The organism is Bacillus sp. MYb56, assembly GCF_002976445.1.
Classification (GTDB): domain Bacteria; phylum Bacillota; class Bacilli; order Bacillales; family Bacillaceae_G; genus Bacillus_A; species Bacillus_A mycoides.
Window position 1 is genome coordinate 24,345 of the sequence record NZ_PCOH01000029.1, and the last position, 25,830, is coordinate 50,174.

The window sequence follows — 25,830 nt, forward strand, 5'->3', positions numbered from 1 at the left end:
CTTTTTGCCTCGTAGGAAGAAGTGAAGCCACCGAACATTCTAGCCGCTGTAGCTGGATGAAACCAAAAGCGGAAGCGGCTCGCTTAGAACAAGAGGGCGTTGGAACTCCTGAAAAAGAGGCGCTTTTTTCCTCGCAGGAAGGCGTGAAACGACCGACTGTTCTAGCTGCTGTAGCTGGATGTTTTAAAAGCGGAGCCGACTGTTTAGCCCCGTAGGCTAAGGTTCTTTCGCACAGAAAGTGTTTTTTACTTTCTCGTGCGGAAGGTTCTTAGACGGAAGGGGCTAGGAGGCGCAGCTGGATGTGATGAAAAGCGGAAGCAGCTCGCACACAATGTGAGACGCAACCAAAAGATCACACCGGAAACAAAACAACTAAGAGACTTGATGTCATATCAGGTCTCTTTCTTTCATGAAAGGAGAATGAGTGATGGAGACGATGCCGAATTGGTTAATGCAACGTGCATTTTTAACACCTGATCGCACTGCAATTGAAATTGAAGAGGAGAAGGTTACTTTCGTGCAGCTGCATGAAAAAGTAGTATCTGTTTGTGAACACCTCACGCATGTAGGAGTGAAGCGGGCGCAAAAGGTGGCTGTTCTGATGAAAAATGGTATGGAGATGATTACAGTTATTCACGCCCTATCTTACATAGGTGCAGTAGCTGTGCTTTTAAATACGCGTCTTTCAAGAGAAGAGCTACTTTGGCAAATGGATGATGCGGAAGTTGTTTGTTTAGTGACGGATCAAGAGTTTGAGACGGAAAATGTTCCAGTATGTTCATTTGCTGAAGTGATGCAAGGACCGAAGGCGGAAGCATTTATACAAGAAGAATTCTCTTTAGAAGAAGCGATGACAATTATTTATACGTCAGGGACGACAGGGAAACCGAAAGGCGTTGTTTTAACGTACGGTAACCACTGGGCAAGTGCAGTCGGTTCTTCGCTTAATTTAGGGCTTCGTGATGATGATTGTTGGTTAGCTTGTATGCCAATGTTCCACGTTGGCGGGTTATCTCTTTTAATGAAAAATATTATGTACGGTATGCGCATTTTACTCGTTCCAAAATATGATGCTAATTTTATTCATAAAGCACTTCAAACGAGAGGCGTTACGATTATTTCTGTCGTTTCTAAAATGCTAACAGATTTATTAGAACGACTTGGCGAAGGTACATATCCATCTTCTTTACGATGCATGTTACTTGGGGGAGGACCAGCACCGAAGCCGTTATTAGAAACATGTGTGGAAAAAGGAATTCCTGTGTATCAAACGTACGGTATGACAGAAACATCATCGCAAATTTGTACGTTAACAGCAGATTACATGTTAACGAAAGTAGGATCAGCCGGAAAACCACTATTTCAGTGTCAGCTTCGTATTGAAAAAGACGGCGTAGTTGTGCCGCCCCGTGCTGAAGGAGAAATTGTAGTAAAAGGACCGAACGTAACAGGTGGCTACTTTAACCGTGAAGATGCGACGCATGAGGCGATCAGAAATGGATGGCTTCATACTGGTGACCTCGGTTATTTAGATGAGGAAGGATTTTTATACGTATTAGATCGACGCAGTGATTTAATTATTTCTGGCGGAGAAAACATATATCCAGCTCAAATTGAAGAAGTATTGCTCTCTCATCCGGCGGTAGCAGAAGCGGGTGTTGTCGGTATGGCTGACGAAAGTTGGGGACAAGTACCAGCTGCTTTTGTTGTAAAAAGTGGAGAGGTAACAGAAGAAGAAATTCTTCGTTTTTGCGAAGAGAAATTAGCGAAATATAAAGTGCCGAAGAAAGCATGTTTCTTAGAGGAATTACCACGAAATGCTTCGAAGAAATTGTTAAGACGAGAGTTAAGACAATTAGTGGAGGAGATGTAGGTGGAAATAAAAAAAGCGACACTTTATATAACGGAAATGCCGCTCATTATCCCGTTTGCGGCAAGTTACGGGACTTATGAAAAGCGTGAAAGTATCGTCATTGAATTAGAAGATACAGATGGATACATTGGTTTTGGTGAAGTCGTTGCATTTTCTGAACCGTGGTATACGGAAGAAACGGTGAAGACAGCGCTGCATGTACTTCAGGATTTTTTATTACCAGATTTATTGAAAGCTGAAATTTCTCATCCGAATGAAGTACCGTCTTTGTTCAAACATATAAAGAGAAACCGAATGGCAAAGGCCGGAATTGAAGGTGCTGTCTGGGATTTATATGCGAAGCGTCAAAAGCAGTCGTTAGCGATATTGCTTGGCGGAAATAGGTCTGAAATTGAAGTCGGCGTTGTGATTGGGATCAATACAATTCCAGTTATGCTAAAACAAATCGAGGAGTACGCGGAAGAAGGATACGAGCGCTTTAAAGTGAAAATAAAGCCAGAACATGATTACGAATTACTGAAAGAAATTCGCAAAGAGTTTCCGAACATCCCGTTAATGGCTGATGCAAATTCAGCTTATACATTAGCGGATACGGAGAAGTTGAAACGACTAGATGAATTCCAACTTATGATGATTGAACAACCGTTAGCGGATTACGATTTTCTGGATCATGCACAACTGCAAAAGAAAATTGAGACACCGATTTGTTTAGATGAAAGCATCCATAGTTTAGAAGACGCACGTGTTGCGATTACGCTTGGCAGTTGCCGCGTCGTTAATATTAAACCAGGGCGAGTGGGCGGATTAACAGAGTCCGTTCAAATCCATAATTATTGTATGGAGCATAACATACCAGTTTGGTGCGGTGGCATGGTAGAAATGGGGATTTCACGAGCTCAAAATGTTGCACTCGCTTCATTGCCAAACTTTACGATTCCTGGAGATATATCTGCTTCTAGTAGACATTGGAAGAGGGATATTATTTCACCGGAAGTGATGCTTGAAGGCGGAAAAGTAAGGGTACCGCAAAGTATTGAACGTGAGTATGAAGTAGATCGAGGCAGGTTGGAAGAAATAACAAAGCAGCGGATTATTTTTGAGCGATGAATGGGAGCTTTTATTAGTACTGACTACCTGCAAATAGCGGGATGATTTTGTCGTTAATTTTCGGTAAGTCGATATATTTAAAAAATCGCCGATATAATTTCATTTATCAAGGTTACTCTTACGGGTAGCCTTTTCTTAGTGTACAAATTGGATAGACTAGTTTAAAATCGAGCGTATGAAAACAGAATAAAGTAGGGGGACTAAAATGAAGCGCATTTCAATTTTAATAGCTGATGATGAAGCGGAAATTGCTGATTTAATTGAGATACATTTAGAAAAAGAGGGTTACCACGTCGTTAAAGCAGCTGATGGAGAAGAAGCCATGCATATTATTCAAACGCAGCCAATTGACTTAGTGGTTTTAGATATTATGATGCCGAAAATGGATGGGTATGAAGTGACGAGGCAGATTCGCGGCAAGCACCACATGCCAATCATTTTCTTAAGTGCGAAAACATCTGATTTTGATAAAGTGACAGGTCTTGTATTAGGCGCAGATGATTATATGACGAAACCTTTTACACCGATTGAATTAGTTGCACGTGTAAATGCACAACTGCGTAGATTTCTTACGTTAAATCAGCCGAAAGTAGCGGAGAATAAATCTGCTTTAGAAATAGGCGGAGTCGCTATTGATCCTGAGCGAAGAACAGTAAATGTGTACGGAGAGCCAATTGAATTAACACCAAAAGAATTTGATATTTTATATGTATTAGCAAGTCATCCGAAGAAAGTGTACAGTGTGGAAAATATTTTTCAGCAAGTATGGGCTGAAGGGTATTACGAAAGTGGAAATACAGTTATGGTACATATCCGTACTTTGCGAAAAAAGCTTGGGGAAGATAAAAGAAAGGATAAGTTAATAAAAACAGTGTGGGGGGTAGGTTATACTTTCAATGGCTAAAACGATGAGAAGCTTTCGCTCGAAGATGATTATGCTATTTGCGTTAAGTATGATATTAGCTGGTGGCGTAACGTATTTGATTTATGAGGGGCTACGTCTCTATTATAAATTAGCAGTTCGTTATGAGGATCCTTTAGCCCAATTTCGTTCAATGGTAAGACAAATTGGGGACATTAATTTCTTTTTAATTGTATTTATTCCTCTGTCCATTATGTTTTTCTTCTTCCTTACTAGACCGTATTTAAAATATTTTGATGAGATTTCGAACGGGATTCATCATCTTGCGAACGGAGATTTTTCAAATCAAGTTCGTGTTTCATCAAATGATGAGTTTGGATATATCGCACGCGAAATTAATGTAGCAAGTGAAAAATTAAAAGAAGCGGTTGAACGAGGAGACTTTGCGGAAAGTAGTAAAGATCAGCTCATTGTCAACTTAGCTCATGATTTAAGAACGCCGCTAACATCTGTTTTAGGGTATTTAGATTTAATTCTTAAAGATGAGAATTTGACGAAGGAACAAATTAAACATTTTTCCACAATTGCTTTTACGAAATCCGAAAGGCTTGAAATCTTAATTGATGAATTATTTGAAATAACGAGAATGAATTATGGCATGTTGCAAATTGAAAAAAGACCAATTGATATAAGTGAATTACTTATACAGTTAGATGAAGAATTATATCCGTTATTAGAAAAAAAAGGTTTAGAAGCGAGATTGAATATGGATTCGCATTTACCTATTAACGGTGACGGGAAATTGTTAGCTCGAGTATTTGAAAATCTTTTAACGAATGCGATTCGCTATGGATACGATGGAAAGTTTGTTGATGTGAACGGATATATTGATCATGAAGAGGTAGTTGTACAAATTATTAATTACGGCGATAGCATTCCAGAAGAAGATTTACCATATTTATTTGATATGTTTTATACAGGTGATAAGGCGAGGTCAGAGCAACAGGGCGGAACAGGCCTTGGGCTATTTATTGCGAAAAATATTATCGAACAGCATGATGGGACAATCTCTGCTGAAAGTAACGTAATTAGAACGATATTTGAAGTGAGATTACCAAAAGAAGAGAGCAAAGCAATTTAATAAAAATTTAAACTTTACCCCACTTTTTATTTTAATAGTTTTTTCTATTCTATACGTAAGTTACGTTAAGGAGGAACTAGAAATGAAAAAGTGGGTATTTATTTCTCTTTTTATAGTATGTACAGCATGTGTAGGCTTTTATATATCACCAGTATTTCAAAAGGAGATCGATGTTAAAATTGCAGAAAAAGATAATAAAGTAAAAGCCGCGAACACTGAAAAGATAGAGGTCACAAAGGAACAAATTTATAAAGGGGATCTACTATTAGTTAATAAAGATTACCCGGTTAAAAAAGATAGTGTTAGGTCCGATATTATAAATGTAAATCACAATAGTGAATTAGTAAGGGGCTATGTAATATTTGATAGAAATCTTCGCTTATCAAAGGGTGTTGTAAAAAAGTTTTTGAACGTTGTCGATGCAGCTGGGAAAGATGGAATACAGCATTTCTTAATGAGTAGCGGTTACCGAGATTTTCAAGAACAAAGTAAATTATATAAAGAAATGGGATCTGATTATGCACTTCCAGCAGGATATAGTGAACATAATTTAGGGTTATCACTCGACGTTGGGTCTACTCAAAAGAAAATGGAGAAAGCTCCTGAAGGAAAATGGATTGAAGAGAACGTATGGAAGCACGGATTTGTTTTACGTTATCCGAAAAATAAAAGTGATATTACGGGCATTCAATATGAGCCGTGGCACATACGTTATGTCGGCTTACCACATAGCGCAATTATGCAAAAAAAGAAGATTACGTTAGAGGAATATTTGGACTTTTTAAAAGAGGAAAAAGAAGTTTCAACTGAGGTTGAAGGTAAGAAATATACGGTTTCTTATTATAAAGTTTCAGATCGTATGAACGTGAATGTTCCAGTAAATAAGCAATATGAAATTTCGGGGAACAATATGGACGGGGTTATTGTGACGGTTCAAGAATAGAGAAAAAGGCTGGTCCGTTTTGGGTCAGTCTTTTGGCATATAAGAAATAGATTGCCGTTTTTTGTCGGTAAATCGATATTCCTTGTCGAATCATTGATATAATTTCCTGTACTATCAACATTTTGTGGATTGTTTTTTATTTACCATTAAACATTATAACGTTATATTTACTTTTCTTTTTTTTCGTGATACTCTAAATATGTGAAAGAGATATAAAATGAAATTTTAATGTAAGCGTATTCTTATGGCTTCTTATAGAAAAGGGTGGAAATACAATGACAGAACGATTCGTGCTACGTAATGTGAAGCGTGTGAACGGGGAAGAGATTGACATTGTAGTTGAAAATAATAAAATCGCACAGGTGACGAAAGCTGGTGCTGGCGAGGGTGGAAAGGTTCTTGATTACTCAGGTACTTACGTATCGAGTGGATGGATTGATTTGCACGTTCATGCTTTTCCAGAGTTTGATCCGTATGGCGATGAGGTAGATGAAATTGGCGTTAAGCAAGGGGTAACGACAATTGTTGATGCGGGAAGCTGCGGAGCTGATCGTATCGCAGATTTAGTACAAAGTAGAGAACAGGCAAAAACGAATTTATTTGCCTTTTTAAATATTTCTCGCATCGGTTTGAAACGAATTGATGAATTATCCAATATGGAATGGATAGATAAAGAGAAAGTAATAGATGCAGTAGAAAAGTATAAAGATGTAATCGTTGGATTAAAAGCGAGAATGAGTAAAAGTGTCGTTTGTGATAGCGGAATTGAACCGCTGCACGTAGCGCGTTCTTTATCTTGTGAAACATCATTACCGATTATGGTACATATCGGTTCAGCTCCTCCGCGTATAGAGGAAGTTGTACCTCTTTTAGAAAAAGATGATGTCATTACACATTACTTAAACGGGAAAGAAAATAATTTATTTGATGAAGAAGGAAAACCGATATCTGTGTTATTAGATGCAGTGAAACGCGGTGTTCATTTAGATGTTGGGCATGGTAATGCTAGTTTTTCTTTTAAAGTAGCAGAGGCAGCGAAGCGTTACGGCATTGCCCTTAATACGATTAGTACAGATATTTACCGGAAGAATCGTATACACGGTCCAGTTTACAGTATGGCTAACGTTCTTTCGAAATTCCTTTACTTAGGTTATCCGCTAGAAGAAGTAATTGATGCAGTTACGAAAAATGCGGCAGAGTGGCTGAAAAAACCAGAGCTTGGTCGTATTCAAGAAGGCGATATTGCAAACTTAACTTTATTTACGGTGAAAGATGAACCGATTACGTTAATTGATTCAGAAGGGGATCAGCGCATTGCTGAAATAAGAATTGATACGAAAGGGGTTGTAATCAATGGGTCATTCATTGAATGCTAAGTACGGATTAAAAAGAGTTATTAATGCGAGCGGTAGAATGAGTATTTTAGGTGTATCCGCTCCGACAAATACAGTGATGGATGCGATGAAGCATGGTGGACAAAATTATGTAGAAATTGCCGATTTAGTAGATAAAGCGGGAGACCATATTGCGAGAATTTTAGATTCAGAGGCAGCGGTCGTTGTGAACTCAGCATCGAGTGGAATTGCGCTTTCTATTGCTGGTATTGTTACAGAAGGAAATCGTCGTAAGAGTGAACGACTTCATCAAGAGGTAATCCTGAAAAACGAAGTGATTATGTTAAAAGGTCATAACGTTCAATACGGTGCTCCTGTTGAAACGATGATTTATTTAGGCGGCGGTAAGCTCGTTGAAGTAGGTTACGCAAATGAAGGAAAAGCGGAGCATATTGAAGATGCAATTGGTGAAAATACAGCAGCTATTCTTTATGTGAAATCACATCATGCAGTGCAAAAAAATATGATTTCTGTTGAAGAAGCGTGGGAAGTAGCACAGCGAAATAATGTACCACTTATCGTTGATGCGGCAGCTGAAGAAGACATTCAAAAATACGTGAAGTATTCAGACCTAGCCATTTATAGCGGTTCAAAGGCGATTGAAGGACCTACTTCTGGTATTGTCGGCGGTAAACGAAAATATATTGAATGGCTAAAAGTGCAATTACATTGCATCGGAAGAAGTATGAAAGTTGGGAAAGAGACGACTTTCGGTTTACTTCAAGCGCTTGATGAGTACGGAGTAAAAGAAGATAAGAGCGAACAAGAAAAAGAGTTGTTACAAGTACTTATGCCGCTGAAAGAGTTAAACGGTGTAAATGTAACGATCGTTCAAGATGAAGCTGGAAGAGCAATTTTTAGAGCGCGTATTCATATTAACGAGAACGAATTAAATAAAACTGCAAAAGATGTTGTGACCGCGTTACGCGAAGGGGAAATCGCAATTTACACACGTGATTACGGAGTAAGACAAGGATTCTTTGATATCGATCCACGTCCACTTCAAGGTGATGACATACATGTAATTGAAGAAAAAATGAGAGAAATTGTAGGGGGAAACTAAAATGACAAACATTCAAAAACGTTTTTATAAAGGCCGCGTAGCATTAAATGTATTAGCGAACAATACCCGAAATGCGAAAGATATTTTTGAAGCCGCAGAAGGTTATGTAGTAGTCGGAGTGTTATCAAAAGATTATCCAACAGTAGAAGAAGCAGTTACAGCGATGAAAGCATACGGAAAAGAAATTGATGACGCTGTATCAATCGGACTAGGAGCAGGAGATAATCGCCAAGCGGCAGTTGTAGCTGAAATTGCGAAGCATTATCCTGGTAGTCATATTAACCAAGTGTTCCCTTCAGTAGGAGCGACGCGCGCAAATCTTGGCGGCAAAGATAGCTGGATTAATAGTTTAGTATCACCAACAGGAAAAGTAGGTTACGTAAATATTTCTACTGGCCCAATTAGTGCGGCTGGGGAAGAAAAAGCAATCGTTCCAATTAAAACAGCAATCGCACTTGTACGTGATATGGGCGGGAATTCATTGAAATACTTCCCAATGAAAGGCTTGGCTCATGAAGAAGAATATCGCGCTGTTGCGAAAGCATGTGCGGAAGAAGGATTTGCATTAGAGCCAACAGGCGGAATTGATAAAGAAAACTTTGAAACAATTGTACGTATTGCATTAGAAGCAAACGTAGAACAAGTTATCCCGCACGTGTACTCTTCTATTATTGATAAAGAAACTGGCAATACGAAAACAGAAGATGTTCGTGAATTACTAGCGGTCGTGAAGAAGTTAGTTGATCAATATGCGTAAGAAAATTGCAGCATTCGGTGAAGTTATGATGCGCCTGCAAGTGCCAGGGTATGAATTGCTATCGCAAGCAAACTCCTTAAATTACTCATTTTCTGGTACAGGTGTGAACGTTGCAGCAGCACTTTCTCATCTAGGGCATGAAGGTTTTCTTATTTCAACTTTACCGGAAAACTCTGTTGGGGATGCTGCGGTATCACATATTCAAAAGTTAGGCATTCAGGCACCGTTTGTTTCAAGAGGCGGTAAATATGTGGGCATGTACTTTTTGGAAAATGGATTTGGCGCACGCGCAAGCCGCGTTACGTATTCTAACCGATTAGAAAGTAGTTTCAATACGGCATGTGAAGAGATGTACCAATTTGAAGAAATCGCAAAAGAAATTGATATCGTTCATTTTTGCGGGATTACCCTTGCGATGAATGATACTGTGCGCCATCATATGAAATCTTTGGCGAAGGCAGTTAAAGAAAATGGAGGCACTGTTGTCTTTGATTGTAATTATCGTCCATCGCTTTGGGGAGAAGATGGGTATGAACAGGCGAAACCGCATTATGAAGAAATGCTGGGACTTGCTGATATTGTTATGATGAATGAAAAAGATGCGATGTTTGTTCTCGGAATGAAAACGGAAGAGACGGAGCGAGAAGCACAGCTTGTTGATCTTATTCCAAAAGTCGCTGAAATATATAATATCGCTACGATTGCGGGAACGCATCGCTCTATTAATAGTGATAATACACACTCACTTCGCGGATTCATATGTAAAGATGGGACGTTCACTTTTGCCAAAACACTTACGTTTTCTGTATATGATAGAATAGGTGCTGGAGATGCTTATACGAGCGGAATTATTCATGGCGAGATAGAAGAGTTTGCACCAGAGAAAGCTGTTTCATTTGCGTCAGCAGCTGGAATGCTTGCACATACAATCGTCGGTGATACGCCAATGTCATCAGAGAAAGATATACTCCGGGCAATGACGGCATCAGTAGGTGATGTAGAAAGGTAGTGGGTGTAACGGTGAACGTAACGAGAAAAAGAGGTCCATTATATTTACAAATTAAAAATATTATTCGTGATCGAATATTACATGGTGTTTATGCCATTCATACAAATATTCCTTCTGAACCACAATTAGAAGAAGAGTTCAAAGTGAGTAAAATTACAGTGCGAAACGCAATTAAAGAACTCGTTCAAGAAGGGTATTTAGAAAAGAAAAGTGGTAAAGGAACGAAAGTCATTCGAAATACTTCTGCGACAAAGCTTTCAAAGGGAAAGAAATTTACAGAAGTGTTAGTGGAAGAAGGCTATAAAGTACAAAAGAAATTGCTAAAGGCAGAAGTGGTTCATAATGAGGAAGGAACAGTACCATTTCGTTTGTTTGGTAAAGAGAGTTTTCGTATTGAGCGTCTATATGCTTTAAATGATACTCCGTACATTCATTATACGCACTATTTCTCAGCACAAATGGCAAGTACAGACTTAGCGGACTTTGACTTACAATCGCTTTACGATTTAGTTGAAGACCGTGGTATACATTTAGAAAACTTCAGAGATGAATTCGCTGTTGGATTTGCGCCTAATTTCGTTGCAGAAGCGTTAGGAGAAAAAGAGGGAACAGCGTTATTAAAACGTATGCGCTATTCTTACGATGAAGTTGGCGAAGTAATTGAATATAGTGAAGGCTACTACAATACGGAAATGCAGCATTACGTTGTAAATTATGATGTGTAAAAAATGAAGAGGGACCAATTCCCTCTTTTTTTGTAAAAAAATTTCATATCGAAGGGGAATGGGATATGGATATATACTTATTAATCGTCACGTTAATTGCGATCGCAATTGTTATTTTAGGGGTATCATGGTGGAAATGGCATGCGTTTATTAGTTTAACAGTTGCTAGTCTATTTTTAGCTATTATGTCTGGGTTGAACTTGACCAAAATTGTTACTGCCTATGAAACTGGTGTTGGTAGTGTACTAGGGCATTTAGTTGGTATTTTGGCTCTCGGAACAATTTTAGGGGAAATGATGTCTGATTCAGGGGCTGGCATGCAAGTAGCAGATTTCTTCATTCGATTCTTCGGGGTGAAAAAATTACCTTGGGCTATGTTATTCGCCGGATTTGTTATAGGGATTCCAGTGTTTTTTGAAGTGGGAATCGTCATTTTATTACCACTTGTTATTTCAATTCGAAAAACAACGAAACAAAATATATTGTTAATTGCTTTACCTGTTATTGCTGGATTATCGATTGTACATGGGCTAGTGCCGCCGCATCCAGGTGCGATGACAGCAATCGGGATTTATAACGCGAATTTAGGAAAGGTACTATTGTATTCATTAATTATCGCGTTACCAACAGCAATTATCGCAGGACCGGTATTTGCAAAGTGGGTACATAAGAGGGTTATACCTGAAAATGAACCGGAGCTTGTTCGAGTTACGACAGTATCTACTGATTTGCCAAGTCGTAAAGCTTCATTCTTTATCATTTTATTACCAGTAGTTTTAATGATTTTATCAGTAGTCGCACCATATATTTCATTACCGAAAAAAATAACTGAATTTTTAGTATTTGTAGGAAGTCCGGTAATCGCTTTACTTATTTCATGTTTCGCAGCGTTTTATTTGCTTGGTATAAAACAAGGAATTAATAAAAAGATGATTAAAAAATTAACAGATGAAAGTTTACTACCTGTCGGTTCCATTATTTTAATAATTGGTGCAGGCGGTGGATTTAAACAAATATTAATTGAAAGCGGCGTTGGAACAGCCATCGCTCAAATGGCAGAACATATTTCATTATCACCAATCGTCTTAGCGTTCATGGTAGCGGGATTAATCCGAATTGCAACAGGTTCAGCTACTGTAGCATTAACGACAGCAGCTGGAATTGTTTCACCGGTTATTCAGCACATGTCTGGTGTAAATTTAGAATTACTCGTTATTGCAACCGGTGCAGGTTCATTAATGTTTTCTCACGTAAATGATGCAGGATTCTGGCTTGTAAAAGAGTATTTAGGTTTGACAGTAAAAGAAACGTTTAAAACGTGGACGGTGCTGGAGACATTGTTATCATTTATTGCATTCGGCTTTGCGCTTTTACTTAATATGTTTGTTTAGAAGAAGGGGGTGCCTATTTAAAGGTATCCTCTTTTTGTGTTGGGGCTCTTTTCATGAAACAAGCCCGTTTTTAGGAGTGCCAAGCTTCCGATTTGCCCTGAAAACATAATATAAATGGAATCCCCTCATTTAGAGCAAGTTGAACTTGTTATGAATGATACTAAAGGAGGAATAGAGTAATGAGCGAAAAGTGTGAACACAGACATGATGATTGTAACCGCAGACATGATGATTGCGACCGTAGACGTGGCTGCGGAGGCGGTTTTGCGCTTCTAATCGTATTGTTTATTTTATTAATTATCATCGGTGCTAGCTGCTTCGGCGGAGGCGGCGGTGGTTGTGGTTACGGCGGTTATGGTGGATATGGCGGCGGCTATGGTGGATACTGCTAATTATTAAAAACTATTGGAAATAGCCTTGTGCAATATGCACAAGGCTATTTTATTCATATTTTTATATGCTGTGATAATTTATTAATGTACAGAGAGCGGATTAAGAAAAAGAAAATAATCTCGATAATCCCGAAAAAGGTGAGTACAATCAGTAACTCTTTTAGTAACGAGAAAGAAAACATGCTTTGTAAAAACTTAACCGCAAATAACGTGTGAACACCAGCAACGATGTAAGGAACGAAAAATAAAATTCCTAATTGAATCGTTGCGGAGCGAAACATTTCTGATTCAGTTAAGCCCAGTTTTGTAATCGTAATGTACTTTTGTTTTTCATTCGTTAAGTCGTTATACATACGGAAGTATAAAACGCTAGCCGCACCGATAAAGAAGATAAAGCCAAGAAATGCCCAAATAAAGAATTGAGCAACTGCATTTTCTTTATTATGGAGTAACTCATCAGTAGCTGTATAAATATTAAAAGGGACGGGAGATGCATGCTTATCATCTTTATGTGCCTCATAATATTTTTCGGTGTCATTACTAATACTTTTTAATATATTTTTCGTTGGAATAATTGCATTTTCCCAATTATCCACGAAGTAGTTATAAACTGTAATGGTTTCAATATGAGGAATCATAGTATCGATTGCATAATCTTGCATAATAACTAAATTTGCTAATGCAAATGGTGGTGCTATTCCTTTGTTAATAAATCCCTTTATATAAAACTCCTTTTTATTGGATTCAAGCGTAATTGTATTTTGTTTTACAAATGGATTTGATACAAGGTTTAATAGCTCTGGTGAATAGCCAGAAATAATGTAAACTTCTTTTGAATCAAGGGTGATTGTAGGTCTCTTTAACTGCTTAGCAATTTCGTTATAATCACTCATTTTCATAATTGCAATCTCTTCTTTTGAAGCATTATCTTTTAAAAGCGTAAATTTATATTTTTTATATTGAAAATGAGCATTGGAAAGTTCGGATTCAATAGTATTAACGTGCTTTCGTTCAAGGGAATGATCCCCTTCTAATTTGTATGTGAAGGGAATAGGATATCGCTCTAGTATCGACGCTTTTGTATTATTATTCGCAGCAAATAGTCCGATAATAATCGTAAATGCAAGCGCAGATAGCATAGAAACGATAAAGAGTACATTAATATTACTACGGGTACGAGCAACTAAGTCTGAAATCCATAACATGTTTATTTGTTTCAAATAAAACTTTCTACGTTTCTTTAAAATATAGATAAAAAGAAGAAATGTTTGTGAAAAGAAAAAATATGTTCCGACTACTACGAGTGGCAAAATAGATAATATAATAAAGAAGACAGATCCGTTTTGCACATTTTTTTCGGTTACGTAGCCTTGTGGATAACCAGCAATATAATAACATAACCCTAAACAAGTTAAAGCAAATATCGAAATGAGTATAGACGGCCTTTTTTCGGCTGTCACTTTCTTGTTCCCTTTAATAAGATGGACTGTTTTACGAGTCCGAATAAACATAGGTGTAAATGTAGAAACGATTAAAAATAAAATGATAAACGTTACGGTTGTCACGATAATCGCTTCTGTTGGCCAATATAAATAGAGACCTTTCGCACTTGTTAATTTTGAAGTGACTAATAAGAAAAAATTAGAGAACACTAGGCCACCTTGTATACCGATAAAGATGGACAATATCCCGATTATCATGTTTTCAGTAAATAACAGTCTTTTTAATTGTTTCTGTGAGATACCGAGAATCGTGAGTATCCCGAATTGCTGCTTCCGTACATTTAAAAATGTTCCAATTGAATATAAGAGAAAGAAGAACGAGAACATAACAATCACAAGCTGTGCTGTACTCGCTAAGTTCATTAGAGGATCCCGTTCTTGAAAGCTTTGTACATTTTGTAAGCGTGGATGATACGCGTATACAGTAAATGAAAAGAAAACCATAATAGAAAAAGCACTACTTACAAAATAAGCAAAATATGCTTTAGAATTACGCGAGACATTTTTAAATGCAAATTGCCAAAACGTCATCCACGCCTTCCTCCTAATAATGCTAAAACATCTAATATTTCTTGATAAAATTTCTCGCGATATAGTCCGCGGTGTAATTCATTGTAAAGCCCACCATCTTTAATGAAAATAACGCGGTTACAATAACTTGCTGCAAACGGATCATGAGTAACCATTAAAATTGTGGCATCCTCTTCTTTATTTAATTTCGTAAATAGCTCCATTACATCAATTGCTGCTTTAGAATCTAAGTTTCCTGTCGGTTCATCCGCAAGTAGAAGTGACGGATGATGAATAACAGCGCGTGCTACCGCGGTACGCTGTGCTTGTCCTCCAGAAACTTCAAAAATACGCTTGTCCAAAATATGATCAATTCCAAGTTTCTTTGAAATGTTATCGAGCTTTTCGTCCATTTCTTTTAAAGGAACATTATCTAAAGTTAAAGGCAGTACGATATTTTCACCGATTGTTAGTGTATCTAATAGGTTAAAGTTTTGGAAAACAAACCCTAACTCTTGGCGGCGGAAAATAGCTAGTTTCTCTCTACGAAATGTGTGCGGTTTTTTTCCATTAATCACGACATCACCAGAAGTAGGGGAGTCAATTGTAGAGATAACGTTTAAAAATGTAGATTTACCGCTACCAGATGGTCCCATGATAGCAACAAATTCTCCTTTATCTACATGTAAATTTATATTTTTTAAAGCAGTATGAGGGACTTTTCCTTCATACACTTTTGAGACGTTTTTTATGTGTAATACTTCTTCCATAATAATCACCTTTCTATTTTTAAAACTTAATATGTTGTGATAATTTTTGCATATAAAAGGAACGAATTAAAAGGAAAAAGATAATTTCAACCGTTCCAAAGATTACAAGTACAACTGTAATCTCAGCGAATAATGATAGATGTAATATCTCTTGTAACATCTTTGTCGCAAACATCGTATGGATCGATGCCATAATGTAAGGAACAAAGAAAAGAATCGCAAGTTGAATTGTAGCGGATTGCTTCATTTCGACTTCTGTTAAACCGATTTTTGTAATCGTTATATACTTTTCTTGCTCATTTGTTAAATCTGTATACATACGGAAGTAAAGAACACTGCCAGCTCCGATAAAGAAAATAACACCTAGGAAAGTACCAATTAAGAAAAACGAAGCAACATTTAATTTTGTTTTGTATAGAGAATCGCTTGCTTCACTTGCATGAAACGGTGGATGTTCTGCCTGAATAGCTGCATTGTCATTATCAATTTTTGTTATAAATGCTGAACCGATATTATGTGCCTTTTCCCAATCTGGAACTTTGAAGCTATATAGACTCATCTGTTTTGAAGCGGTTGATAAGGCTTCTACATTTTCATCAGATAATACGAGAAGTTGTGATATTAAGCTATTCGGGAAAGGGTTATAACTTTTATATTCTTTCACTTGTAGCTGTAAAGAGTTTTGAGTAAGTGTCAGAGTATTTCTCTTTTCTTGATCAAAAACTGTTCCAATGAATTGATCATCTATGTCTTTAATAAGGATATAAGACTCATTATTACTTACGGTGAGCGTTTCCCAATTTAATGCTTTAGCAAGTACATTATAGTCACTTTGTTTAATGGCATAATAGAGCTGTGTGTTATCCTCAGCAGAAGATACTTCATATATGTCTGTTTTAAATTTTGTATAAGTAAAGTGCTCTTCATTAAATTTTTGCTCTAACCAGTTTAAATGTTCATCAGCTAACGTATTTTCAGTATGTGATAAATAAGTAAACGGGAAAGGGTTTTGCCTTATTTCATCAAACTTTGTGAATTTCCCAAACCCATATAAGAATGTAATCATTGTAAAAGCGAGTGTCGATAACATCGTCACGATAAAGAGCATGTTAATATTTGTCCGAATCCGAGTTGCTAAATCAGAAACCCAAAGCATATTAATACGTTTCATATAAAATTTTCTTCTCGTCTTTAATATGCGAATGAGTAAGAAGCTAATTTGTGAGAAGAAAAAATATGTCCCAGCTGCAGCAAGTGATGGGATGACAAATATACAGGAGGCAGCGTACAAAAGCCCAGCGATATCTCCTAATGACATAAAATATAGTGGGTTTGCTGCTAAAACATATCCAGATATTAAACATATCGCACCAAAGAGAGAGATGAGTACAGATGCTTTTCTTTCTTTTTGTTTTGTTCCTTCTTTTAAAAGACGTACAGCTTTTCTCGTACGGATTAGCATCGGTGTAAAAGATGATACGAGAATGAAGAGTCCAAGAAAGATAATTATAGTTAAAACGATAGCAGCTGTAGGCCACCAATATAAATATAAACCAGGCACATGCGTAATTTTGGCGGTAACTAATAAAAAGAACTGTGAAAAGACAAGGCCAAATTGAATGCCGAAAAATATGGATAGGCCACCAATTAGCATGTTTTCTAGAAATACGAGCCTCTTTAATTGCTTTGGAGATATGCCAAGTACTGTTAAAATCCCGAACTGTTTTTTTCGTACTTTTAAGAAAGTACCGATTGAATATAGTAAAAAGAAAAATGAAAAGAATACAATGACAACTTCTGAGATTGTCATTAATATGTTCAGAGCAGCATTCACGCCTGTCATATGCAATTTAGGATGAAATAAATAAACTGCAAACGAGAAGAAAATTGCAATGGAAAACGCACTACTTACAAAATAGGCGAAATAAGCTCTGGCGTTCCGCGTCACGTTTTTAAATGCAAACTGCCAAAATGTCATGCGCCTAAACCTCCTAATAGAGTTAATGTGAAAGGAGTATGAGGGGGTCCGCATACTCTTTTCATAAAGCTCACCTTTTGCTTATTTAAAACTTAATATGTTGCGATAATTTTTGCATATAAAGTGAACGAATTAATAGGAAAAAGATAATCTCAACTGTTCCAAAAATCACAAGTACAACCGTAATTTCAGCGAACAATGATAAGTTAATAATATCTTGCAACATCTTTGTCGCAAACATCGTATGAATAGAAGCCATAATGTATGGAACGAAAAATAAGATTCCAAGTTGAATGGTCGCTGAACGCTTCATTTCTGATTCTGTTAAGCCAATCTTCGTAATCGTTACATATTTTTCTTGCTCGTTTGTTAAATCTGTATACATACGGAAGTACAGTACACTACCAGCTCCAATAAAGAAAATGATCCCAAGGAATGTACCAATGAGGAAGTAGGAAGCACTTCCGGATTTGATTCTGTATAAAGAGTTACCTGATTCAAAAATACGAACGAGAGATCCTTCGTGCTTGATACTCGCGCGGTCTTTATCTGCTCGTTTTACAAACTCATCAGCAATAGCGTATGTATTTTCCCAGTTTTCTACGTTGTAATTATAGACTGTCACATGTTTAGTGTTAGTTGGTAAATTGTTAACGGCAGAATCAGATAATACTAATGTTTCATAAGCAAAAGTAGACGGGAGGGTATTATCTATTTTGATCCCTTTTATTTGTAGCTTATAATTTGTATTAGCGAGTGTAATATGTGTTCTATTGTAATTTGGATCGAATGAAGTAAATAATGGGACATATGCTGCTCCAGATAATACATATGTTTCATTCTCATTTATAAATAGTTTTTGTAATTGTAATGACGTAGCGAGTTTATTATAGTCACTTTGCTTTATGGCATATGTGTCATAATAAATTTCTGTATTATTTTTCGCTTCTACAGGCGTAGCGTATAAATCTACTTTAATTTTGTCGTAAGAGAATTGCCCATCTTCTAATTGTTTTTCTAGCCAATTTAAGTGCTGGGAAGTAAATGGATTCTCATCAAATGAGAAATATGAAAATGCGAATGGTGAATTTCGTTCAACATCAAGCTTCATAAATTTCCCGAATCCATATAAAAATGTAATCATCGTAAAAGCAATTGTAGATAGCATTGCCACAACGAAAAGCATATTAATATTTGAGCGAATGCGGCTAGCTAAATCAGAAATCCAGAGCATATTAATACGCTTCATATAAAAATTCCGTCTCTTTTTCAACAGGTGAATGAGCAAGAAACTAATTTGCGAAAAGAAGAAATATGTTCCGATTGAAACGAGTGCCGGAATGACGAAAATACTTGAAAGCATATAAACCATTCCTATTTGTGGGCTTATTGATACGAAATATATTGGTTTGCTCGCTAAAGCGTAGCCACCTATTAAACAGATAGCGCCAAATAGAGAGATAAATATGGATGGTTTTCTTTCCTTTTGTTTCCCAGCATTAGTTTTTAAAAGGTTTACCGTCTTTTTCGTACGAATTAGCAGGGGTGTAAATGAAGATACAGCGATAAAGAGACCAAGAAACACAATCGTCGTTAAAATGAAAGCATTCGTAGGGATATATAAATATATCCCTGGTAGATGTGTAATTTTCGCTGTTACTAATAAGAAAAACTGCGAAAAGACAAGTCCAAACTGCATACCGAAAAAGATAGATAAAATACCAATTAACATATTTTCAGTGAAAATGAGACGGTGTAATTGTTTTCTTGATATTCCTAAAACGGTCAAAACGCCGAATTGTTTTTTACGTACTTTTAAAAACGATCCGATTGAATATAGTAAAAAGAAAAAAGAGAACAAGACAATGACAACTTCTGAAAAAATCATTAATCCTGAAACTTCAGAGATCATACTGGAATTTTGTAATTTCGGATGAAATAAATAAACAGCAAACGAAAAGAAAACAGCAATGGAAAAGGAACTGCTTAAAAAATAGGCAAAATAAGCTCTTGAGTTGCGCGTTACATTTTTAAATGCAAACTGCCAAAATGTCATAATATATGCCTCCCGTTAGCAGGCCGATATGTAGTCTTATTGCAAAAAATGTATGAGAGTAAATTCTCATACATTTTGCTAGCATATGTTATGGTCATGCTTCGGTCACCTTCTCTGTATTTTCTGCTTGATTATTTGCAGCGTTGTGGAAGATGATTTTAATCGTCGTTCCTTTACCAACTTCAGAGTCTAGTTTCACAGAGTGACCTAAATAATCACAAATTTTACTTACAATATAAAGCCCCATACCAGTAGATTCTCCGAATGCACGACCGTTTTTTCCAGTGTAAAAAGGTTCGAATACTCTTCGAATATCTTCTTGTGGAATACCAACGCCTTCGTCACGAACTTCCAAAATAATATCTTTACCATTGCGATAAGCTGATAAGAAAACTTTCTTTCCGCGCTCACCAGAGTAGCGAACTGCATTTGTCATTAACTGATAAATGATGAACTTTAGCCACTTCGCATCAGAAGCAACCTTTAAATCTGAATGAACTTCTAAAACGGGGAAGACTCCGTTTCGAATGAATAATTCTTTCAATCCGTTAATATTTTTTGTCACAGCATCTTTTAATGAAATCGTCTCAACATGGAAGTCTTCATGGAAGTTATTTAGCCTTGCCATATATAAAGCCATATCGAGTCCTTGATTTAATCGTTCTAATTCTTTTTTGAATTTCGGGATTAAATGTTCATCTTCCATTTCAAGCACCATAAGCTGCATAACAGAAACAGGCGTTTTCATTTGATGCACCCAATGGTTAATAAATAATTGGTGTTCTTGCTGTTTTACTTCGAATGTTTGTAGGTCTTTTTGGAATAGACGATATTGCGTACGAACGAGCTCGTTTACACCGTGTGGCATAGGAGCAGTCGCTCTTTCAATAAACGCATCTTCCAGTTTCTCTGGTGGTTCACTTAATCTGTGATACATTCTACGGTTACGAACGTAACGATAAGCGAGGAAACAGATGAATAAGTATAAACTTAAAACGATGAAGTAAAACTTATTATTTTGAAATCCGTCTACTGCATCATAAAGAACGAAAATGATTCCGAAGTTTAATACATATAGTAGGAAAAATGCAAAATGATCACGTAAAAATAGTTTCATGCTTATTCACTCCAAGTTGCGTTAAAACGATACCCAAGTCCACGTACTGTTTCAATAGCATTTTCAATACCAAGCTCATTGAACTTTTTACGAAGACGCGTGATGTTTACGTTTAATGTATTTTCCTCAACGAAGCTTTCGTCGTCCCAAAGAGCGGCTAGTAAATCTTCACGACTCGCTGTACGAGGAAATTTAGATAACAACATTTCTGCTAAAATTGCTTCTTTCTTCGTTAAAAGAACTTGCTCAGCGCCGAAATGAATTTCTGGACGCTCAGGGAATAGTTTTAGTCCTTCAACTTCAACGATACGCTCAGAAATATTTGGTGCATAATCACCGTAAATACGGCGTAATTGCCCTTTAATTTTTGCCATTACAACGTCGTAGTGGAACGGTTTTGTAATGTAATCATCCGCACCGCTTTCAATCGCCATAATTTGCTCCATTTCACCTGCGCGTGCCGAAATGAAAATAATTGGACAAGTAGATTCATGGCGAATTTGACGGCACCAGTAGAATCCATCGAATTTCGGTAAGTTTACATCAAGTAAAACAAGATGTGGTTTCACAGCGTTAAACGATTCCATAATATCATCGAAGTTCTCCGCAACAACAGCATCATAGCCATATTTTTGAATGTGAGATTGTAGTAATGATGAAATATTTGGATCGTCTTCAACGATTAAAATTTTATACATATGTATATTCCTCCTAAAAAAACAATTGTAGCTATAGTGTATCATGTGTTTCTCGTCTTTTCATTATGTTGAAATATAAGCTAGTAAACAATATAGGTCAAAAGTGGAAAAAGTAAAAAGGGCTAGGATACAATTGACAATTAACTGAAAATATTTTAACATTTAGATAAATATCTAAATGTCTAATTATCGAAAGGAAGAAAGACATTGAATCAAGCATTTAAAGCATTAGCAGACCCAACAAGGCGAAAAATTTTAGATTTATTAAAAGAAGGCGATTTAACAGCTGGCGAAATTGCTGAACAGTTCAATATGACAAAGCCAAGTATTTCTCATCACCTAAATGCGCTTAAAAATGCTGAACTTATCCAAGATGAAAAAAGAGGACAATTCGTTATGTACTCTTTAAACACAACTGTATTTCAAGATTTATTGACTTGGGTGTTTACGTTTACGAATAAGGGGGAAGAGGGGAAATGAAAAAACATCTTTTTGCAATTATATTAGTTCTTATAACTTGTATCGCATGGGCGTTTGCTTGGCCACATTTGCCGGATACAATCGCGACACATTGGAGTGGTGGTAAGGTAGATGGCTATTCTTCTAAACTTTACGGAATGATTTCTATGGTTGGAATTATGATTGCGTTATATGTATTTCTAAATGTGATACCAAAGATTGATCCAAGGAAAGCAAATTACGAGAAATTTTCTAAAGCTTTTATGATGATGAATAACGGGATACTATTGCTACTATTTGTAGGAAATATAGATATTATTACAAGTGGACTAGGATATAATTTATTCATTAATCGAGTTCCAGAATTATTAGTTGGTGTTTTATTTTTAGTGATGGGTAATTATTTACCGCAGTGTAAGCCTAACTTTTTCGTTGGGATGCGTAATCCTTGGACGTTAAGTAATGAAGAAGTATGGCGGAAAACACATCGATTTAGTGGAAAAGTATTTGTAGCTTTAGGACTCATTATGATTATAAGTGTTTTCGCTCCAGCTGATTGGAGATCTTATATGATGCTAGGGATTATAGTAGTTGCTGTCCTCATAACAAATTTATATTCTTACGTTTTATATAAAAAAGAAATGCAATTGTGAGCAATAAGGGATTGAACTGTACTAGTCAAATTTTATATTTATAGTTTCTATGTATTAAGAAATTTTAATACTCAGTGGGGATAACGAAAAAGCTCGCTGAGTAAATTTTTCGCTTTTAGGTCTGAAAATTCAGTTAAAAAGATAGTTTGGGGGAAATCACATGTTAGAAATTATAAATTTTAGCAAGACATACAAAGGTGGCAAAAAAGCAGTAGATCAGTTAAATATTACTGTTCAAGCAGGAGATATCTTTGGATTTATTGGGCATAACGGTGCGGGGAAAAGTACAACAATTAAGTCGTTAGTTGGAGTTATAGATTTTGAAGAGGGTGAAATTTTTGTTGATGGATATTCAGTAAAAAAGGATCCGATTGCATGTAAGAGAGTAGTGGCGTATATTCCCGATAATCCAGATTTATATGAGCAATTAACAGGAATTCAATATTTAAACTTTGTTGCGGATGTGTTTAAAGTGTCTGCAAAAGATCGGGAAAAGGAGATACAAAAGTATGGAGATGCTTTTGAGATTACACCGTACCTAGGTGATTTAATATCTTCTTATTCACATGGTATGAAACAAAAAGTGGCGATTATATCAGCGGTTTTGCATAAACCGAAATTATTAGTTTTAGATGAACCTTTCGTTGGTCTTGATCCAAAGGCTGCTGTAGTGTTGAAAGGTATTATGAAGGAGCTTTGTGAAAAGGGAAGTGCGATTTTCTTTTCTACGCATGTTTTAGATGTGGCGGAGAAGTTATGTAATAAAATAGCGATGATTAATAGAGGGAAATTAGCACTTTCAGGGGAAGTGAATTCTTTAATAAAGGAAGGATCATTGGAAGAGCTCTTTATGAAGGAGCTTGCTAATGAATATTAGTAGTCTAGGTCTTTTAAAAATCCGCTTGATAACGCAGCTTGGTTTAAATACTTTTAAATACGAAAAAGATAAAAAGAAGAAGCAGAATAAGATTTTACTGTCAGCATCTATTGCCTTAGTTGGTGTCATGTTAATGCTATATTGTGGGGCCTCGGCATATGGATTGGTGAGACTAGGAATAAGTGAAATTATCCCAGTTTATGCACTAGTTATTAGCAGTGTATTGACGTTGTTTTTCACTATATTTAAGGCAAATGGAGAGATTTTTGCTTTTAAGGATTACGATCTTTTAATGTCATTACCGATTCGTGTAAGTACTGTTATTACAAGTAGGTTTTTGTATTTATATTTGCTGAATACGATCTTTTCAATCATAATCATGCTACCAATGGGAGTTGTTTATGGCATACATGAGAGGCCATCAGTTTCTTTTTACTTTATGTGGTTCATCAGTATGTTTATAGCATCTTTAATTCCAACAACAATAGCAGCGATTTTTGGAGCTGCTATTACGGCAATCGCTTCTAAATTTAAAAATACGAATAAAATAACTACGACTTTAAGTTTTATAGTAATTATTACATTCGGTTTCTTTATGCTAAAAAGCGGAAATGCTCAATATAGTCTTAATGATATGAACGGAATAGGTGCAATTATTTCAGAGCAACTAACTAAAGTGTATCCATTAGCTAACATGTTTCAAAAAGCAATTGTTCATGCTGATATTGTAGCTTTCATCCTGTTTGTTGGGATATCGGTTATTTGGTATTATCTTTTTGTAAAAATCCTTTCGTTAAAATATAAGCAAATAAATACAGAGATTACCACTTATCATATGCTTTCAAATTATGAAATTCATAGCATGAGAAAAGAAAGTGTATTGGCCGCATTGTATAAAAAAGAACTGAAGCGTTTCTTTTCTTCTACAGTGTATGTGGTAAATAGCGGAATGGGAGTTGTGATGGCGCTAGCTTTCGCACTAGCTATAGTTGTAGTAGGGCCAAGTCAATTAATAGCGTATCCTGGAATTGAGGCCCTGTTGCAAAAGGTTGCGCCATTTGCTATTGCAGCAGCGATTTCGATGACGTGTACAACATGTGTATCATTGTCATTAGAAGGAAAAAATGTATGGATTATTAAGTCGTTGCCTATAGCGCCAAAGATGATTTATGACAGTAAAATTCTTATGAATCTTTCATTAAGTATACCTGCATCACTTATTAGTGCTGTATTACTGATAATAGGGTTAAAACTAGATGTTTGGAGTTCTCTTTTCATCGTAATAACACCGATAACATATTCATTCTTTTCGGCAGTATGGGGGATTTTTATTAATAATCGATTTGGTTATTATGATTGGGTATCAGAAACTCAAATAGTAAAACAAAGTGTAGGATCGTTTGTCGGCATGTTTGGTGGTTTAATTACGGCTGTTATACCAGCCTTGTTAATCGGTACTGCTACGATCTCGAACTATAGAGTATTTACTTTGGTAGTTATTATAGTGCTTGCGATTATTACTATTTTCTTGTATAAGAACGAGTCGAGAAGAAGTATAAAATAAAAAGCTGCTTTTCCTTTAAAGAGGAAGAGCAGCTTCTTTATTTTGAAAAATTTTAGACCTTTATATTACTTTTTTAAAACAGGTACCCATATCTCGCTTCTGAAATTCGGCGATGATACGTCTTTACTTTCATTCCACAATATTTCCGGTCCTTCCGCTAGTTCATAGTTCGAAGAAGGGAACCATTCGGAATAAATACGTCCCCACACATTTTGTAATGCATCAGGAAATGGACCGACAGCTTCAAATATAGCCCATGTTGAAGCTGCGACTTCAAGTTGTTTGAATTGCTTTGGACAATCTTTCGTTGTGGCTACTCCAATATAGTGATCGAGTTCGCCTTTTTCCTCCATTCTTCCTTCAGAAAAATTCGTAGAAGCACTAATAATTCCGGTAGGTTCAATATTTGAAAGGGACTTTAATGTTTCGATTGATTGGCTGTCTAAACTTTTCCACATAGAAGCAATTTCTTCGTTTACACCGTTAAAAACAATCGGTACTCGTTTTTGTATACCAATGATTTGAAATGGCCCTTTTTCTTCAATTCGATAGTTCATTTCATTTCCTCCTTGAATGGATAGTTGGAAGGTCATTGGTGAATAAGCTTTCAAAGAACGACTAGTACTTCGAGCTTCTGAAGGCGTTATTCCGTGCAAATTTTGAAATGCACGTGTAAATGAATCTGGTGAGTTGTAGCCATATTTTATAGCGACATCAATGACTTTTGCATTGCTATCTGTTAGTTCAAAGGCAGCAAGGGTAAGACGTCTACAGCGAATATATTCTGATAGTGATATGCCAGCTAGAAAAGAAAACATTCTTTTGAAATGATATTCGGAGCAGAAAGCTATTTTTGCGACTTCTTTAAAATCAATTTCGTGTGTAAGGTTGTCTTCAATATACTGCATTGCCGCATTCATATTTTTAAGTGAATCCATTATATGACCTCCTTTGTATATAGAATATCAGGAACGAAATAGCTCCATCCG

23 protein-coding genes are annotated in these 25,830 nt (G+C 36.4%); 16 read left to right on the forward strand and 7 right to left on the reverse strand.

Features of this window, described 5'->3' with window-relative positions:
* The first annotated feature begins 427 nt into the window (after nt 1-427).
* The 12 genes from CQ058_RS25000 (at nt 428) to CQ058_RS25055 (ending at nt 12,657) form a co-directional block, all read left to right on the forward strand.
* Nucleotides 428-1,873, forward strand: coding sequence for an o-succinylbenzoate--CoA ligase (locus tag CQ058_RS25000; RefSeq protein WP_063226033.1), 1,446 nt, complete (start codon nt 428-430; stop codon nt 1,871-1,873).
* Nucleotides 1,874-2,980, forward strand: a complete 1,107-nt coding sequence (gene menC, locus CQ058_RS25005) for an o-succinylbenzoate synthase (protein ID WP_002191034.1) — start codon at nt 1,874-1,876, stop codon at nt 2,978-2,980.
* Between the two features lie 205 nt (nt 2,981-3,185).
* On the forward strand, nt 3,186-3,884 hold the full coding sequence (locus CQ058_RS25010; RefSeq protein WP_002015820.1) for a response regulator transcription factor: 699 nt from the start codon (nt 3,186-3,188) through the stop codon (nt 3,882-3,884).
* Nucleotides 3,877-4,983, forward strand: coding sequence for a HAMP domain-containing sensor histidine kinase (locus CQ058_RS25015; protein WP_002164874.1), 1,107 nt, complete (start codon nt 3,877-3,879; stop codon nt 4,981-4,983). The genes CQ058_RS25010 and CQ058_RS25015 overlap by 8 nt, the downstream gene beginning before the upstream one ends.
* Before the next feature lie 82 nt (nt 4,984-5,065).
* A complete protein-coding gene (locus CQ058_RS25020) occupies nt 5,066-5,926 on the forward strand; it encodes a M15 family metallopeptidase (RefSeq protein WP_002129642.1) in 861 nt (286 codons plus the stop codon).
* 275 nt (nt 5,927-6,201) lie between these two features.
* On the forward strand, nt 6,202-7,302 hold the full coding sequence (locus CQ058_RS25025) for an amidohydrolase/deacetylase family metallohydrolase (protein WP_002191032.1): 1,101 nt from the start codon (nt 6,202-6,204) through the stop codon (nt 7,300-7,302).
* Entirely contained in the window at nt 7,280-8,383 is a 1,104-nt protein-coding gene (locus CQ058_RS25030) for a DgaE family pyridoxal phosphate-dependent ammonia lyase (protein WP_002191031.1), read from the forward strand. Before CQ058_RS25025 ends, CQ058_RS25030 begins: the two co-directional genes overlap by 23 nt.
* Before the next feature lies 1 nt (nt 8,384).
* Nucleotides 8,385-9,140 (forward strand): 2-dehydro-3-deoxy-phosphogluconate aldolase, encoded by a 756-nt coding sequence (dagF, locus tag CQ058_RS25035; protein WP_002191030.1) that lies wholly within the window; start codon nt 8,385-8,387, stop codon nt 9,138-9,140.
* A complete protein-coding gene (locus tag CQ058_RS25040) occupies nt 9,133-10,149 on the forward strand; it encodes a sugar kinase (RefSeq protein ID WP_002191029.1) in 1,017 nt (338 codons plus the stop codon). Before dagF ends, CQ058_RS25040 begins: the two co-directional genes overlap by 8 nt.
* Nucleotides 10,149-10,874, forward strand: coding sequence for a GntR family transcriptional regulator (locus tag CQ058_RS25045; protein ID WP_002015828.1), 726 nt, complete (start codon nt 10,149-10,151; stop codon nt 10,872-10,874). The genes CQ058_RS25040 and CQ058_RS25045 overlap by 1 nt, the downstream gene beginning before the upstream one ends.
* A 65-nt stretch (nt 10,875-10,939) precedes the next feature.
* Nucleotides 10,940-12,265 carry a gluconate permease GntP gene (gene gntP / locus CQ058_RS25050; RefSeq protein WP_105590031.1) on the forward strand — a complete coding sequence of 442 codons (1,326 nt, stop codon included), beginning with the start codon at nt 10,940-10,942 and terminating at the stop codon, nt 12,263-12,265.
* 179 nt (nt 12,266-12,444) lie between these two features.
* Entirely contained in the window at nt 12,445-12,657 is a 213-nt protein-coding gene (locus CQ058_RS25055; protein WP_002129632.1) for a YjcZ family sporulation protein, read from the forward strand.
* A gap of 53 nt (nt 12,658-12,710) precedes the next feature.
* Here CQ058_RS25055 and CQ058_RS25060 read toward each other — a convergent pair whose 3' ends face one another.
* The 6 genes from CQ058_RS25060 to CQ058_RS25085 form a co-directional block, all read right to left on the reverse strand.
* Nucleotides 12,711-14,690, reverse strand: a complete 1,980-nt coding sequence (locus CQ058_RS25060) for an FtsX-like permease family protein (protein WP_002143552.1) — start codon at nt 14,688-14,690, stop codon at nt 12,711-12,713.
* A complete protein-coding gene (locus CQ058_RS25065; protein WP_000393251.1) occupies nt 14,687-15,439 on the reverse strand; it encodes an ABC transporter ATP-binding protein in 753 nt (250 codons plus the stop codon). Before CQ058_RS25065 ends, CQ058_RS25060 begins: the two co-directional genes overlap by 4 nt.
* A gap of 19 nt (nt 15,440-15,458) precedes the next feature.
* Nucleotides 15,459-17,417, reverse strand: coding sequence for an FtsX-like permease family protein (locus CQ058_RS25070; protein ID WP_002191027.1), 1,959 nt, complete (start codon nt 17,415-17,417; stop codon nt 15,459-15,461).
* Nucleotides 17,418-17,502: 85 nt separating this feature from the next.
* The gene (locus CQ058_RS25075) at nt 17,503-19,473 is read right to left on the reverse strand and encodes an FtsX-like permease family protein (RefSeq protein ID WP_105590032.1); all 1,971 of its coding nucleotides are present in this window, start codon (nt 19,471-19,473) and stop codon (nt 17,503-17,505) included.
* Between the two features lie 94 nt (nt 19,474-19,567).
* Nucleotides 19,568-20,590 carry a sensor histidine kinase gene (locus CQ058_RS25080; RefSeq protein WP_002015836.1) on the reverse strand — a complete coding sequence of 341 codons (1,023 nt, stop codon included), beginning with the start codon at nt 20,588-20,590 and terminating at the stop codon, nt 19,568-19,570.
* A gap of 2 nt (nt 20,591-20,592) precedes the next feature.
* A complete protein-coding gene (locus CQ058_RS25085; RefSeq protein WP_000276730.1) occupies nt 20,593-21,288 on the reverse strand; it encodes a response regulator transcription factor in 696 nt (231 codons plus the stop codon).
* Between the two features lie 207 nt (nt 21,289-21,495).
* Between CQ058_RS25085 and CQ058_RS25090 the strand changes: the two genes are divergently transcribed.
* The 4 genes from CQ058_RS25090 to CQ058_RS25105 all read left to right on the forward strand — a co-directional run bounded on the left by CQ058_RS25090 (nt 21,496) and on the right by CQ058_RS25105 (nt 24,841).
* The gene (locus CQ058_RS25090; protein ID WP_002089211.1) at nt 21,496-21,768 is read left to right on the forward strand and encodes an autorepressor SdpR family transcription factor; all 273 of its coding nucleotides are present in this window, start codon (nt 21,496-21,498) and stop codon (nt 21,766-21,768) included.
* Nucleotides 21,765-22,400: an SdpI family protein gene (locus tag CQ058_RS25095; RefSeq protein ID WP_002191025.1), complete on the forward strand. Its 636-nt coding sequence runs from the start codon at nt 21,765-21,767 to the stop codon at nt 22,398-22,400. Before CQ058_RS25090 ends, CQ058_RS25095 begins: the two co-directional genes overlap by 4 nt.
* Nucleotides 22,401-22,560: 160 nt before the next feature.
* Nucleotides 22,561-23,277, forward strand: coding sequence for an ABC transporter ATP-binding protein (locus CQ058_RS25100; RefSeq protein ID WP_002167491.1), 717 nt, complete (start codon nt 22,561-22,563; stop codon nt 23,275-23,277).
* Nucleotides 23,267-24,841: a hypothetical protein gene (locus CQ058_RS25105; protein ID WP_016127569.1), complete on the forward strand. Its 1,575-nt coding sequence runs from the start codon at nt 23,267-23,269 to the stop codon at nt 24,839-24,841. The genes CQ058_RS25100 and CQ058_RS25105 overlap by 11 nt, the downstream gene beginning before the upstream one ends.
* A 65-nt stretch (nt 24,842-24,906) precedes the next feature.
* On the opposite strand, the gene CQ058_RS25110 is transcribed toward CQ058_RS25105, so the two are convergent.
* Nucleotides 24,907-25,779 (reverse strand): AraC family transcriptional regulator, encoded by an 873-nt coding sequence (locus CQ058_RS25110; protein ID WP_002191023.1) that lies wholly within the window; start codon nt 25,777-25,779, stop codon nt 24,907-24,909.
* Between the last annotated feature and the right edge of the window lie 51 nt (nt 25,780-25,830).